The 14,879-nt window shown below is 29.1% G+C and carries 13 protein-coding genes and 1 pseudogene; 2 read left to right on the top strand and 12 right to left on the bottom strand.

Translation table 11 applies throughout. The features are described 5' to 3' along the window. A partial coding sequence (locus KGF36_RS18730; protein ID WP_227854949.1) for a transposase occupies positions 1-259 on the top strand: 259 nt, incomplete at its 5' end. 161 nt (positions 260-420) lie between these two features. On the opposite strand, the gene KGF36_RS18725 is transcribed toward KGF36_RS18730, so the two are convergent. The 9 genes and pseudogenes from KGF36_RS18725 to KGF36_RS20540 form a co-directional block, all read right to left on the bottom strand. Continuing rightward, positions 421-1,800: a M20 family metallopeptidase gene (locus KGF36_RS18725; protein ID WP_227838973.1), complete on the bottom strand. Its 1,380-nt coding sequence runs from the start codon at positions 1,798-1,800 to the stop codon at positions 421-423. A 30-nt stretch (positions 1,801-1,830) separates the two neighbouring features. Beyond that, complete coding sequence (locus KGF36_RS18720; protein ID WP_227854948.1) at positions 1,831-3,039, bottom strand: hypothetical protein; 1,209 nt, start codon at positions 3,037-3,039, stop codon at positions 1,831-1,833. A 977-nt stretch (positions 3,040-4,016) separates the two neighbouring features. Continuing rightward, positions 4,017-5,459 (bottom strand): family 1 glycosylhydrolase, encoded by a 1,443-nt coding sequence (locus KGF36_RS18715; RefSeq protein ID WP_227830274.1) that lies wholly within the window; start codon positions 5,457-5,459, stop codon positions 4,017-4,019. A 19-nt stretch (positions 5,460-5,478) separates the two neighbouring features. Beyond that, positions 5,479-7,350, bottom strand: a complete 1,872-nt coding sequence (locus tag KGF36_RS18710; protein ID WP_227830275.1) for a beta-glucoside-specific PTS transporter subunit IIABC — start codon at positions 7,348-7,350, stop codon at positions 5,479-5,481. Continuing rightward, positions 7,340-8,200: a PRD domain-containing protein gene (locus KGF36_RS18705; RefSeq protein WP_227830276.1), complete on the bottom strand. Its 861-nt coding sequence runs from the start codon at positions 8,198-8,200 to the stop codon at positions 7,340-7,342. Before KGF36_RS18705 ends, KGF36_RS18710 begins: the two co-directional genes overlap by 11 nt. Before the next feature lie 493 nt (positions 8,201-8,693). Further along, on the bottom strand, positions 8,694-9,098 hold the full coding sequence (locus tag KGF36_RS18700) for a DUF3139 domain-containing protein (RefSeq protein ID WP_227830277.1): 405 nt from the start codon (positions 9,096-9,098) through the stop codon (positions 8,694-8,696). Between the two features lie 298 nt (positions 9,099-9,396). Beyond that, entirely contained in the window at positions 9,397-10,572 is a 1,176-nt protein-coding gene (locus KGF36_RS18695) for a macrolide family glycosyltransferase (RefSeq protein ID WP_227830278.1), read from the bottom strand. A 35-nt stretch (positions 10,573-10,607) separates the two neighbouring features. After that, on the bottom strand, positions 10,608-10,817 hold the full coding sequence (locus KGF36_RS20545; RefSeq protein ID WP_413841559.1) for an AbrB/MazE/SpoVT family DNA-binding domain-containing protein: 210 nt from the start codon (positions 10,815-10,817) through the stop codon (positions 10,608-10,610). A gap of 30 nt (positions 10,818-10,847) precedes the next feature. Further along, positions 10,848-11,030: pseudogene (locus tag KGF36_RS20540) on the bottom strand (helix-turn-helix transcriptional regulator); the annotation flags it as partial. Between the two features lie 338 nt (positions 11,031-11,368). On the opposite strand from KGF36_RS20540, the gene KGF36_RS18680 reads away from it, so the two are divergent. Next, a complete protein-coding gene (locus tag KGF36_RS18680) occupies positions 11,369-11,866 on the top strand; it encodes a PadR family transcriptional regulator (protein ID WP_227854947.1) in 498 nt (165 codons plus the stop codon). Between the two features lie 124 nt (positions 11,867-11,990). Here the strand turns inward: KGF36_RS18680 and KGF36_RS18675 are convergent, their stop codons facing one another. The 3 genes from KGF36_RS18675 to KGF36_RS18665 all read right to left on the bottom strand — a co-directional run bounded on the left by KGF36_RS18675 (position 11,991) and on the right by KGF36_RS18665 (position 14,873). Further along, positions 11,991-12,356 carry an ArsR/SmtB family transcription factor gene (locus KGF36_RS18675; RefSeq protein WP_227830281.1) on the bottom strand — a complete coding sequence of 122 codons (366 nt, stop codon included), beginning with the start codon at positions 12,354-12,356 and terminating at the stop codon, positions 11,991-11,993. 15 nt (positions 12,357-12,371) lie between these two features. After that, positions 12,372-13,148: a nitroreductase family protein gene (locus KGF36_RS18670; protein WP_227830282.1), complete on the bottom strand. Its 777-nt coding sequence runs from the start codon at positions 13,146-13,148 to the stop codon at positions 12,372-12,374. A gap of 297 nt (positions 13,149-13,445) precedes the next feature. Further along, positions 13,446-14,873, bottom strand: a complete 1,428-nt coding sequence (locus KGF36_RS18665) for a 6-phospho-beta-glucosidase (RefSeq protein ID WP_227830283.1) — start codon at positions 14,871-14,873, stop codon at positions 13,446-13,448. Positions 14,874-14,879: the final 6 nt, after the last annotated feature.

Genomic DNA, 14,879 nt, shown 5'->3' with positions numbered 1-14,879 from the left:
TAAGAATCATAAATTAGCAGGTGCAATAAGTGAAGTTAGTTGGTATGAATTTAGAAGGTTACTTGAGTATAAAGCTATTTGGTATGGGAGATTAATTTCTGTGATAGGAAATACATATCCATCAAGTCAGTTATGCAGTGTATGTGGTCATAGAAATAAAGATGTAAAAAACTTATCACTTAGAAAGTGGGTTTGTTCAGAGTGCCATACACAGAATGACAGAGATATAAATGCCAGCATAAATATACTAAAAGAATGATTAAGATTAGTGGGTATGGAACAGCCCTTAGAGCCTATGAATGCTTAGTGCAAAAGTGCTATCGAATATGAATCTCCACCTTCAAACATTACCGAAGGTAATTAAGGTGGAGTAGTTCAAGTTATTGTCTATTAAACTGTATTTTAAACTTTATATATCTTTTAAGGAGTGGGAATATCCTTTGGAATAGGACACTTATATGTTTTCCCATTCATTGATTTATCGAATTCTTCTTTTGCCTTTTTAGCTATCTCTGGATTGTTTAATATTTTAGCTCCAAACATAGCCATAATTTTTGCTGCATATATCATACCTTTTTCTCCAATAGAACTTCCTGCACAAGATGTAAACTGCCAACTATGCCCAGGTGCACCTATGTTTGTACATCCTGTAAAAAAGTATGCTGTAGGAACTATATGCATTACATCTCCAATATCAGTAGAGCCATAGCTATTAAAGTTCGTAACATTTCCTCCTCCATAATATAGGTGAGTTCCTTCTGGTAAATTATATTTACTTATCATAGCCTCATATTGTTGTGGGCTTTGTCTATCTAATTCAGCTGCAAAATCCAATTCATCTTGAGTCCAAGGCTCTTGTGTAATATCATCCATACATTCTGACACAAGATTTGCTAGAACATGATTGTTTAAAGTATTATAGCATCCTCCTAAAAACTCTACTTCAACCTCAGTCTCAGTCATCATTGCAGCTCCTTTTGCTACCTTTATAAGTCTTTCATATGTATTTTCTACAGCTTCTCTACTCAAAGCTCTTGTGTAATACCATACTGATGCTTTATCAGGAACTATGTTAGGTGCCACTCCTCCATCTGTAATAGTATAATGAATTCTTACATCAGAAGTAACATGCTCTCTCAGATAATTAGCTCCTACATTAGTAAGTTCTACAGCATCTAAAGCACTTCTTCCATTTTGAGGGTCTGACCCTGCATGTGCAGTTATCCCCTTAAAATGGAATTTTACAGAATTAACAGCTGTTGATATACCCACTGTAGCTTCACTAATTTTATTTGGATGGAAATTTATAGCTAAGTCTAGACCTTCAAATGCACCGCCTCTAGCCATAAATCCTTTACCTGTTAATTGTTCTTCTCCTGGACATGCATAAAAAACTATAGTTCCTCTTAAATTATTTTCTATCATTTCTTTTTTAAGTCCTATTACCGCTCCTACATGCGCAGTACATAATAAATTATGTCCACATCCATGACCACAAGCTCCCAATTCAAATGCTTCTTGCTTTGTTGAAACTTTTTGGTTTAAACCAGGTAATGCATCAAACTCTCCCATAAAACCTATAACTGGTTTACCTGAGCCAAAACTAGCCTTAATAGCTGTAGCTAAACCTCCTACCCCTACTTCCACATCAAATCCTTCACTTCTTAGAAAATTTGCTGTATTTTCACATGCTTTGAACTCTTTAAATGCTTTTTCTGGATTTTTCCATATTTTCTTACTCAAATCATCAAGTTTAAGTCTTTTTTCATCTATCTCTCTTATAGATATACTTCCTATCATTAACTTTACCTCCCATAAATCTATTTCATATTAACCAAATATAAGTGGACCTATTATACTAGCAAATGCCACTGAAGCAATAGTTACAGTAACAAATCCTCCTATAATCATTTTTGGTAATAAATAATCTGTTGCCCTTTGCTTTTCTTCTACACTTCCTTCCATAGCATCAATACCTTCATTAGAAATTATCTGTGTTGCTGGATAAGCAAGCATACAAGTTACACCAATCGCTGCTGACATTCTTGGAGAATATCCTAATAACTTTCCTACAATTGCAGTAAATAGTATTATGAATATAGCTCCTATAACTAGTATTCCTATAGTTGGAACAATCATTGCAAATAGTGCTGTTGGAGTTACCTTAGCAAGTCCTCCAGGTAACATTAACATACAACCAAACATTATAATCCCATTAGATTGAGATTTATCTAAAATTCCTTTTTCTAAAAATCCTATTCGTGTAAAAATTAGCCCTACTAACAAACATGCTATATTTGGATTTAAATAATAGTTTGAAGGAGTAAATCCTGGTATTAAAGTAGCCAAGCCTACAAAGTTACCAATCATAGCAACAAATGAAAGTTTTGCAAGATATACTAATGTAGATGATTTTTTATTTGACTCTTCTTTAAAAATTCTCATACTTGGAAGCTTAAAATTACTTTTTGATTCATCCCTTAAGAAATCTCCCCTATCTCTTTTAAATTTTAATTCTTTATTTATACAATATGTTGTTATAGGAATACCAAAGAATTTTTGAAATGACAATACTAGAATTACAAATGCTGCAAGTTCAGGTCTATTTGCTGCTTCTGCAACCGTTGTTACAATAATACCAGCAATAGTAGAACCTGCTATTGGAGGTGCTGCTATTAAAGCATACTCTCTACCAAATAACATACTACCAACTGTGAAACAACCAACCGCTATGCCTACAATACCTACTAATGCAATTACAACTGTTTTCCATTCATGGCATAAGTCTTCAAGGTTTATAAGTGTTCCTAAGTTAGTTATTAATAATGCTATACCAAAGTTACTCATCGCAGCTAATATCCCCGATGCTCCTGTAACATCTTTTGGTAGAATATTAGTCCAAAATCCTAATAAAAATATAATACATACAAATAGCAATGTTGAAATTGCACCTTTTGTTTTCTTAGATAAAAACTCACTAAAAGCATAAATCATTACACATACAGTAAAGCAAGTAAGCGGATTCCAAAAATTTTCCATTGTTGTTTCCTCCTAAATATAATAATTTTTTATCAATAAAACAATAATTATAAAATGTATATTCTGTAGTTATTATTAACTACATATAGCACAGTTTGATATTTTTTGATGATATTTTTATACGTCTTAAATTATTCCTAAAATATCTAAATAAATATAACTTATAGTTAACTTTTTAAATATTTACCATAATCATTAATTTACTAGACTTCTTTTCAATTTTTGACTTTCTACATTATTTTATAAATGCAGAATTGTACTACAACTATCTTCAATTTTAATATACATGTTGGAAGACTTGTCTTTATTTAATATTAGATATATAATTTACGCTTTATATACGTCTTAAATTATTCTTAAAATAGCTAATATAAATTAATAACATACCTATTACTATTGTTAAAAGATACCTTATTTTAATTATTTCTTTTAAGTCTTCTTTAGGTACAAATTTGTATCTGCTAATACCTCCCCTCTTTAAATTAGACTATATCTAGCGACTTTAGAAATCGTATTCCTAGAAATAACAATTATTTGTCATATTAAATCAATGATAAACTATATGTCTATAGTAGTCCTAAATTATTCTTAAATTAGCAATAAAAAATAAATTTACTAAAATATAAAGTCACTAGTTTTTATTTTGTCAAACTATTCTTGATATAAATTATAATTTCAAACTTTACTTTTGTCAATATATTCTGACAATAAATTGCAAATTTATAGTCTCATATAGTAATTAAATCATGTTATACATATGTAGAAGTCTTTTATTAAATAGAAATATATAAATGTACATCTCCCCCTATATTGTGATATTTAATATTTTAATTATCACCATTCACTATACTTTAAATAAATATAAAGTTTATAGGGTTGAATACTTTTACTGTACATAAAAAATGTGTATCTCCAATTATAGTAATTAGATTTAACCTCTTTATTACCACCTTTTTTTGGAGAATACACATTTTATTTTACATGTCTAATGAATTTAAATTATCTCCATTAGATTTTATCACCTTTTTATACCAATCAAATGATTTTTTCTTATATCTATTAAAACTCCCTTTACCATCATCATCTAAATCAACATATATAAATCCATATCTTTTGCTCATCTGTCCTGTAGTTGCACTAACTAAGTCAATTGGTCCCCACATTAAATATCCAAAGCATTCAACATTATCTTCTTCAATTGCAGACTTCATTTGAGATAGATGTTTACTTAAATACTCAATTCTATAATCATCATTTATAGTTCCATCCTCTTCAAATTTATCATATGCTCCTAGCCCATTTTCTGTAATTAAGATAGGTAATTGGTACTTTCTATAAATATAGTTTAAAGTAAACCTTAGACCTATAGGGTCTATTGCCCATCCCCACTTACTTTGTTCTAAGTATGGATTCTGAATTCCACCAAATAAAGATTTATCACCTGATAAATTTTCTTTTGGAGTGGATACACTTGAAAAATAATAATTAAGTCCTATAAAATCTAACCTACCATCTTTAAACGCTTCCTTATCTTCATTAGTTACTTCAATATTTATACTATTTTTTTCATATTCTCTTAATTTATATTGAGGAAACTTTCCATTACACATTGCATCAAGTTGATAATAATCACGGTCATTATCTAAAAATGCATTTAACACATTACTAGGGTCACAATTATATGGATAAATTGGATTTAGTCCAAACACACATCCAACTTTATTATTTTGATTAATTTCTCTAGCTAACTTCGCAACTTTTACACTTGCTAAAGTCATATTGTACCCTACCCTTGCTAGTGTTTGAGCCTTATCTTCCATTTCACTATACTTAATCCCTGCTATCATATAAGTAAAAATATCAGAGTGTTCTGTTTGAGGGTCAATATGATTCATCTCATTAAATGTAACCCAGTACTTTACCTTATTATCAAATCTTCTTATTACAGTCTCACTATATTTTAAATACAAATCTATAAGTTTTTTGTTATTCCATGAGCCATATTTATGTACTAAGTTCATAGGTAATTCAAAGTGATATAGTGTTACAATAGGCTCTATACTATTTTCTATTAAAGTATCTATTAAATCTTCATAGTACTTAATCCCTAGTTCATTAGGATTCTCATCATCACCATTTGGAAAAATTCTCGACCAGCCTATAGATATTCTTAATGCACTAAATCCCATTTCTTTAAATAAAGCTATATCTTCTTTATATCTATTATAAAAATCAATTCCATTATGAGATGGATACTCTAATTTAGCTTCTATTTTGTCAGTAATTACTCTTGGCGTTTCATAAGAGCCTTTCGTTACAAAATCCATAATTGCAGGCCCTTTGTTGTCAATATCCCATGAACCTTCACATTGATGCGATGCAATACTTCCTCCCCAGAAAAATGTATCTTCAAAATTCATAAATTTCTCCTCCTAAAACTTATACTACTACAGTTAATAGTTCTTCTGATTTATCATTTGATGAAATTACATCTAAATAATCACTAGTATTTGTAACTATTGTTATTATAGTTGAATCGAATCCTTCCTCTATAATTTTGTCGGATTCAAATACTGCTAAAGAATCTCCTTTTTTAACTCTTTGATTTTGTGTTACAAGACTTTCAAAGAATTTTCCCTCTAAATTTACTGTGTCTATCCCAATATGAATTAATATTTCTAATCCTTCATCAGTCACTATACCATAAGCATGTTTAGTTGGAAATACTATAGTTATAGTTCCATCTACAGGAGACATAACAGTTGACTTTGATTCACTAGGTATAATTCCAACACCTTTACCTAATGCTCCAGATGAAAATGCCCTATCATTAACTTCTTCAAGTGCAATTACCTTACCTTTTGCAACATTTCCAACACTAATAGTTCTTGAATCATTTTCGTTTATTACTAGTTCTAATTCTTTTTCATTATCATCCTTAGCTACTTCTTTTTCATCTGAAGGTATTCCTAATATATAAGATGCTACTGTTGCTACCACAAATGCTACTACTACACCTATTATCATAAATGTAAAGTTAGATATTTCTCCTCCAACAAGATATGTTGGTAATGCTGCTAATCCCCAAACCATTCCATATGTTTTAACTTGTGCTAAACCGGCTATCAAACCACCTAGACCTCCACCTATCATTACTGCTACAAATGGTCTTCTATATTTCATAAACACACCAAACACTGAAGGCTCCGTGACTCCCATAAGTGCACTAAAACTTACTGTACCAAATAATTGCTTTTGTTCTTTATTTCTAGTTTTTAGGAAATATCCAAACATTGCACCACAAACTGCAATATCAGATATTGTCGCAGCTCCCATAAAAATTGGATCATATCCTAATGCTGTTACAGAATTTAAAGCTATAGGCATAGTAAAATTTGCTGCACCAAAAACTATTAAAAGTGGTTGGAAAGCCGCATATAGTGCTACAACACTCCAATTACCTAATGTATCAATTAAAAACATACATGCATAGTTTAATCCATCACCAATCCACATACCAATAGGTCCAAATATTGTTAGTGTAACTGATAAAGTTATTATTAAAGATAATACTGGAACTAAAAAATAGTGTAGTGCTTTAGGTAAGATTTTTTTCAATCCTCCAATTATAATTCCCATTGCCCATACTCCTAGAAGTATTGGAATAAAACTATTTGCATAAGTTGTTGTTTGTAAGTTTATACCAAATAGACTTAATCCTTCTACACCATCTATTGATGAAGATAATAATGTAACTGCTAGTACTACTGCTATGTAAGGATTTACATTAAGTCTCTTTGCTGATGCTATTGCAATTAATACTGGCAGGAAGTGAAATGTTGCACTTCTTAATGTGTCCAATATTTGATATGTAGGACTATCACTCTTAAGTATCCCTGACATATTTAAAAGTGCTAATATACTTGCAAGTATACCAGCTGCAAGTAGTACTTCAATTACTGAAGTCATAGTTTCTGAAACTACCACAAATATAGAATTAAATATGCCTTTGATGCCTTTGATGCCTTTTTTTCTTTCACCCTTTACACTTGATTCACTTGAACTTAAACCTACCATAGTCATAAACTCGTTATATACATCTACAACATGAGTTCCTATTATAATTTGGTAAGCAACAGCATTAGAAACTACATCAATTACTCCGTTTAATTTTTTAATTTCTTCTGTTTGAGCTATACTCCTATCATTTAATGTAAGTCTTAATCGAGTAACACAATGTGCTACCGACTTTATATTTTCTTTTCCGCCTATAAGTTTTATTATATTTTCATTTAAATCTTTATACTTCATCTGATTTTGCCCCCAGTCTTTGAGTCACCCTATTTATATGCAACATTAAATAAGTTTCTTCACTTATAGATATATCAACATTAAATTGTGATTTTATATATTTTCTTATTTTTTGAACGCTTCCAAATGACTTTGGATAAAGTTTACTTACTTGTTTATATAAATCTATTGAATTATCTTCATCTACAGAAGCTTCATCTGACATAATTCTTTGTATAAAGTACTGTAGATGAGTTGTAAATCTCATATAGTTTGTCGAAGCTTCATCTAGTTCTACATTAAAATGATATTTTATTATAGAAACTATATCTCCTAAAGTTCTTAATTCTACAACAGTGCTATCATGAGATTCTTTATTTACCTCCATATTTACAAAATGAAGTGCTATTGATACAGCTTCATCATCAGGAAGACTAATTCCCTTACTATCACCAATTAATTTTAGTGCATGCATGCCAATTTCAAAGTGCTTTGGATAAAACCTTTTAACATTCCATACCAGAGGGCTTTTTATAAATTGATTCTTTTCACATCTTTTAAGTAAAAACTCTAAATGGTCTAATAAGGTTAAACTTAGATAATCGCTTGATTTTATATTTAAAGCTTTCTCACCATATTCAATCATTTCATTGATAAGAACTATATTGTTAGAATCTGAGTTTTGTAATAGGTAACTAAAATGTTCTAGCATATCATATGAATCTAATATATAGGTTCTCTCTATTTCATTTTCACTTATCATTTGCCCCACTCTTTTTTTAAAACCAATTCCTTTGACAAATACAATAATTTCGTTTTTACCTCTTTTTACTAAGGCCACATTGTTATTTAAAATCTGAATTATTTTCATATATTCCTCCCTTCAATAAAAAGAACTCAAGCATATATGTATAGAGTATTCCTCTATTTTTCACATATATACTTGAGTTCTGCCTGCTAATCAGTAACATACTCAAAATTATGACTACATCGCCATAATTAGAATTCTTTTTTGTTTAATTTTATATTCTATATGTTATACTATCTATTTAAATCTGTCAACGATTTCCTAAATATTTTTTAAATTCGATAAATATAGATTCTGTTAGACAATTATCTGGCAAAGTCTATATACTAAATTGATACTATTCTACTGTCACTAATATTTATAATATTATCTGAATCATTAGTTATTTCACCATTATGAGTTATCATAATAAGATTTTTAAATATCATAAATTATATGTTAATAAATAAATTCTTAAGATATATTAATACATGAAGTATTAAGTTTATTTTTATTTAAACACTCTAGTGCTATTTTTAAATAAATTTCAATAAAAATACTCCTATTTTGTCATGAACTATTTATCCAATGTATCTTTAAGATAAATTGGTGGATGCTTCACACTTTTTAATTCTTCATTGCTTTTTAAAAGTTTATTATTATTTTCCATATCATAAATTTGTAACATAACTTTATTTACATATAGAGAATAATAATCATCACTATAAAAATACTGATATTCATATTGAGGGTCATCTTTGTAATATACTCTGTATAGTATTCCTTTGTAGCTTGCTTTCTTTGCCTTTTCTTTTGTAATACTCTTTATATTATCTTCTGAAATATCTTGCTTTACCATATATTTATTAATATATATTTCAGCATCCTTCCATGGTTTAATGTAGTTTTTATATACAACAAACCCTGTTACGCTTATAATACTTATAATTAATACTCCTAAAATAACTTTATATTTTTTCATGTTAATCCTCCTTCATTTATTGTTTAAAACTTACTATAATGCATAAAAAAAAGATGTTATCTTTTTTTATTAAAATATAACATCCCTCATATTTAGTATCAATATATATGCCCCAACTGGTAGGTTAAGAGGCTCCACTGTCAGTATTTTGATTAAGTAACACATATATATTGCATACTTTTATATAGTCGTCTTTTATTCTCATAAAGATTTCTTCATTATCTATTTTAGAATAACTATTACACTCTTTCATTTAATATAAGAATAAACATTATATTAATTTTCTAAATTTATCTCTTCAACAATATTGCTTTATAACCTGTAATATTACATCTGCTGCTTTTTTTGAACCTCCTGCATTATAAAAGCTTTCTGACAGTTTAATTGCATTTTCTTTATATTCCTTGTCATTCATAACTTGAAATACTACACATTTAATATCTTCTGACTTATTTTCTTTTAACATGAGCCCTACGCCCAAACAAGTAACTCTATTAGCTACCATTCTCTGCTCCGAATGTTGTGGAAATAATACCATAGGTACTCCATAATATAAACTTTCATTAACACTATTCATCCCACAATGAGTAATAAAGACATCAGTTTCTTGAAGTATAGCAATCTGTTTGACACTATTTTTAACCTCGAAATTATTTGGTATATGTCCTAAACTTTTAATATCAGTGTTTCTACCAACAGACATAATTACATCAACATCAAAATCTTTAAATGCATTTATACAGTTTTTATAAAATTTAATATTTTTATTATTAATTGTGCCAAGTGAAATATATATTAGCTTTTTCTTTCTATTTTGGGGCTCGACAATCACATTTGATACTGATGGTCCTACAAATGAATACTTACTAGAAAAAGTTTCTACCATTGGTTGAAATTCTTTTGATGTATATACAATAGTATTCGTATCATCATCATTAGAAACTATAGAAATAAAATTTTTTACGTCATATCCTTTTTTTTGTAAAAGCTTTATTTTTTTATTAATGCGTCTCATACCAAAAACCATACGTATAATTTCCATAAAGCTTTGTTTCATCATCTTTGCTGTATGTTTATTAATCGCGAAAGTTGTTGTAGAGCATATATATGGAATATTAAGTTTTTGTGCAAATAATTTTCCCCAAAAACTTAATGAATCTGATACAATACAATCTGGATTAAAATCCTTAAGCTCTATACAAACTTTTTCATCTAAAGATATAGTAGTATCTACTATCATCTCAATTAACCCAGAAAAATCCTTCCCAATTTTTTTCTCGTCTCCAGGATGTAATTCTGGAAGATATTTATCACAGCAAATAAATTTTGCTCCAGCACCTTCAATTTTATCTTTAAATTCATTAAAAGAATAATACAATACCTCATTCCCTCTATCTACCAATTCACGAACTACTTCAACTGTAGGATTAGTGTGACCATATGCAGGAATACTAAAAAATACTATTTTACTCATATTTTATCCATCCTTTTATAATTTTTTTAAAATTACTATTCTTTACCTATTACTCCCATATGACCTATAAAATTTATCAAATCACGTTGATGAACAATTCCTAATCCTCTTTCTTCATCTCCTAGTATCAATAATTTATCTCCTGCGTTTATATTAAATACATCCCTTGCTTCTTTTGGAATAACAATCTGACCACGTTCACCAACTACGACAGCTCCAAAGAAAAATTTTCCTTTAGGTGGTATTACAATACCTGTTTTTTCTTCTGAATGATTAACTAAGTCATCTAGTTTGACATCGTACAATTTTGCAAGTTTAATGCAACTATCTATATCAGGAGTAGATTCGCCATTTTCCCATTTTGCTACTGATTGTCTAGATATATTAAGTTTTTCAGCTAATTCCTCTTGTGTGTACTGATGAATTTTTCTTAGTCTTTTCAAATTCGTATTAATCATATTTTTCATACCTCCTATGTTTATAGTATTAGATTTATTGCTTAAATTCTATCAACTAATCTTAACATTCATGTATGTATTTATATATTTTTTTCTTATATGACTTTATTGTTTAACTGACATATCTTCTTAAATTATAGTAATATAAATTTATGACACAAGAGAATAAAAAAGTTATACTTGATAGCTATGAGGTTTCTTTGATTTAAAATGACATATTCTATTTGAAAAGCTCAAATGACAAAAATATCATTAATTTTACCTATTGAAATAACATCATATCCATTATTATTTAATGAGTTTAATATTGTATCATTAAATGGCTTTAAGACATAATCATGTCTATTGCTTACTATAGTAAATTTAGTGAAACTAGAACTAAACTAATTATCTGTAAAATCAATAGGGCTTTGTGGTTTAGGCTTGAAGAATATATCTATAAGAAAATCATTTATTATAATGTGTATATTGAAATTAGCGGTGATGTATTAGAAAAAAAATTATATAAAATTACAGAAAAAGAAAAAGATGAGTTTCTAGAATGGCTTGAAAAAGATATACCAATGGAAAAAACGCCTAAAGATATTTTCCGTCTTAAAATGTACTTTTCTAATAATTTAGATCTAGACACTAGGCTTGTTTTATTAGAACATCAGTTGCTTCAACACCAAGAAAGGATTAAATTCTTATACAGTCAAATGGAACGTTATAGTGAAGTGCCTCCTCTTCATAGCAATGATTTTGGTGATTATATAGTTCTTGATGGTGCTATTATCAGGGAGCAAGGTTCTATAAAATGGCTAACAAATTGTATTAACCATCATAAAAATGGCTAATACTACTTTAAAATAATAAGTTGTTAATTTTAATAATTTATTTAATTACAAACATTAAATTTACAAAAAAGGGTGTAGCACTATTTTCTAGTGCGACAACCCCTTTTTGCTAAATCACTTTGATTTACTCACCTTTTCTTACATCATTTTCACCAATATCTTGTATTCCAACAAATATAAGATTTATTAGCTCTGTTAGTGATTTCCATTGCGATTTTTTTGAATCAAGATAATAATAGTTTTTCGTCCCTTCTCTACGTACATTAACAATTTCTGCTTCTTTCAATATTTTAAGATGATGAGATACTGCAGGGCGAGAAAGATGTGTTTTTTCTGTAATTTCTCCTACTCGTATACCATTGAAGTCACTCTCTAGGAGTGTTATTAAAATTAACTGTCTAGTTTCATCACCCATAGCAGAAATAGCTTTACGACAGTCTTTAAATTTAGATGTTATTTCTTCTATTCTTTGCTGACATTCTTTTTCCATAAAATCCTCCATATCTTATAAGTATCTAACACTTGCTGCCTCTTTTTGTGCAGTACGTCTATATTTAACATCTGGATATCCAATAACTAGCGTTGTAAGAACATGATTCTTGTGTTTTAAACTTAGAAACTTTTTTAACTTTGGCGAGTTATTTGCTACATCTGAAAAATATCCACTAAATAAAACCCCCAGACCATAAGATTCTGCCATTAGTGCCATATTAGATGCTGCAAGTGAACCACTAATCTTATCTTTTGTAATTATCATTATTGCAATAGGAGCATGCTTGAAGAAAAAGTTATCATCAATCTCAATTTCCTTTGAATATTTAACAGCAATGTTTGCAATCGGTTTGATTTTTCTAAAAAATCTCACTGCCTCCTTTTCATACATTGCTTTTTTATTGTCCAAAACAATATATGATACATCTTGTGAATTTTTAGCACTAGGTGTGTATCTACCTGCCTCAATAATTTGCTTTACAATTTCTGAAGAAACTTCTTTATCTTTAAATTTTCTGATACTCCTTCTAGATTTAATTGCCATTAGTAATTCATCTGAGTCTAAGCTTGGCTTATTTGTAAGTTCTATTGGTGGTTCATCAAATCCTGTCAGTGTAATAGCTTCTTTGGGACAGATTGCTGCACAGTGTCCACACATTAGACAGTCTTGCTTTTTAATTACTGATTTTTTATTTTCTATAACTATATTATTTACTGGACAATCATTTTTACAAAGTCCACATCCAATACAAAGGTCTTTATTAACTTCAATTATATGTTGATATTTCATATGCACTCCTCTCCCTTTCGTTCATTAGTTTAAACTATTATAACACTCAAATACATTTTATATTCATTGGTAAAGAATTTGATTACCATTGAATTTTTAATATATCTATTGAATAAGTTTTTCATAAATTTTAAAGCATTATAAGTTATATTTAATAAAAAAAGACAAGCTTAGAATTTAAGCTCGACTTTTTCATCTCTTGGTACAAAATAAATTATCTCTCTTTTCAGCAAATCTCTTCGTGAATCCTGCTACAGAGAAAAAATTATACCACTATTATTTTTATATTCTTCTTATTTAATATAAATCTTCACCATTTGAAGCAATTACTTTCTTATACCATTCAAAGCTTTTCTTTTTCGCCCTTCTCAAACTTCCATTACCGATATTATCTCTATCTACATATATAAATCCGTAACGCTTTTCCATTTCACCTGTGCCAGCACTTACTAAATCAATAGGACCCCATGTAGTATAACCTAATAAATCTACACCATCTATAGAAACTGCGTCATACATCGCTTTTATATGTTCTCTTAAATAATCAATTCTGTAATCATCTTCTACATAACCATTTTCATCAGCTATATCTTTTGCACCTAATCCATTTTCTACAATAAATAGTGGCTTTTCATATCTATCATATACATGATTTAATGTAATTCTTAGACCTAATGGATCAATTGGCCATCCCCATTGGCTGTATGAAAGATATGGATTTTTAGCAGATGTAAATATATTTCCTTCAGCTACATCATCTGCATTTTCATCAGTTCTAACACAACGACTGTTGTAATATGAGAATGAAATAAAATCTACTGTATATTTATTCAATAATTCAATGTCACCAGGTTCCATTTCTGGTGTAATACCTTTTTGCTCCATATACTTTAATGCATAGTTAGGATATTTTCCTCTAGATTGTACATCTACAAAGAAATAATTTTCTCTATCTAACTTTGTAGCTTCCCATACATCATTAGGATTGCAACTATAAGGATATACACTTCCAGATGCAAACATACAACCAACTAAGTTATTTGAATCAACTTCATGTGCTATTTTAGTTGCAATTGCACTAGCTACAAGTTCATGATGAGCAGCCTGATATTTTATCTTTTCAGTATCTTCGCCTTCTTCAAAACAAATACCAGCACCCATAAATGGAGCATGTAAAATCATGTTTATTTCATTAAAAGTTAACCAATATTTAACTAAGCCTTTATATCTTCTAAAGATAACATTACATAGTTTCTCATAGAAACCTATCATTTTACGATTACGCCATGCACCATACTTTTCAATTAAATACATTGGACAATCAAAATGTGTAATAGTAACTAGTGGCTCTATTCCATATTTTTTACATTCTTTAAATATATTTTCATAAAATTGAAGCCCCTTTTCATTTGGTGTTTCTTCATCACCTTTTGGAAATATTCTACTCCATGCAATACTCATTCTATATACTTTAAATCCCATTTCACCAAATAGCTTTATATCTTCTTTATAATTATGGTACATATCAATACCAGTTTGAGCTGGATAATAATGTTCAGCATCAAAATCAAACATTTTTAATTTACCTGTAATAACTGCTGTCCTATCTTTTCCGGTTGGACATACATCTACATTTGCTAATCCTCTTCCGTCTTTATTATATCCACCCTCACATTGATTAGCTGCAGTAGCTCCTCCCCATAGAAAATCTTTTTTAAAACTCATAGTTAA

It is taken from the genome of Clostridioides sp. ZZV14-6009, assembly GCF_020658095.1.
Taxonomy (GTDB): domain Bacteria; phylum Bacillota; class Clostridia; order Peptostreptococcales; family Peptostreptococcaceae; genus Clostridioides.
The sequence above is the reverse complement of the archived record's forward strand: the minus strand, read 5'-3'. Positions and strand labels throughout refer to the sequence as shown.

What these genes read in the sequence shown, in the direction of transcription:
- KGF36_RS18725 (WP_227838973.1), bottom strand. Translation starts at nt 1,800, where the DNA reads ATGATAGGAAGTATATCTATAAGAGAGATAGATGAAAAAAGACTTAAA.
- KGF36_RS18720 (WP_227854948.1), bottom strand. Translation starts at nt 3,039, where the DNA reads ATGGAAAATTTTTGGAATCCGCTTACTTGCTTTACTGTATGTGTAATG.
- KGF36_RS18715 (WP_227830274.1), bottom strand. Translation starts at nt 5,459, where the DNA reads ATGAATTTTGAAGATACATTTTTCTGGGGAGGAAGTATTGCATCGCAT.
- KGF36_RS18710 (WP_227830275.1), bottom strand. Translation starts at nt 7,350, where the DNA reads ATGAAGTATAAAGATTTAAATGAAAATATAATAAAACTTATAGGCGGA.
- KGF36_RS18705 (WP_227830276.1), bottom strand. Translation starts at nt 8,200, where the DNA reads ATGAAAATAATTCAGATTTTAAATAACAATGTGGCCTTAGTAAAAAGA.
- KGF36_RS18700 (WP_227830277.1), bottom strand. Translation starts at nt 9,098, where the DNA reads ATGAAAAAATATAAAGTTATTTTAGGAGTATTAATTATAAGTATTATA.
- KGF36_RS18695 (WP_227830278.1), bottom strand. Translation starts at nt 10,572, where the DNA reads ATGAGTAAAATAGTATTTTTTAGTATTCCTGCATATGGTCACACTAAT.
- KGF36_RS18680 (WP_227854947.1), top strand. Translation starts at nt 11,369, where the DNA reads ATGTCTATTGCTTACTATAGTAAATTTAGTGAAACTAGAACTAAACTA.
- KGF36_RS18675 (WP_227830281.1), bottom strand. Translation starts at nt 12,356, where the DNA reads ATGGAAAAAGAATGTCAGCAAAGAATAGAAGAAATAACATCTAAATTT.
- KGF36_RS18670 (WP_227830282.1), bottom strand. Translation starts at nt 13,148, where the DNA reads ATGAAATATCAACATATAATTGAAGTTAATAAAGACCTTTGTATTGGA.
- KGF36_RS18665 (WP_227830283.1), bottom strand. Translation starts at nt 14,873, where the DNA reads ATGAGTTTTAAAAAAGATTTTCTATGGGGAGGAGCTACTGCAGCTAAT.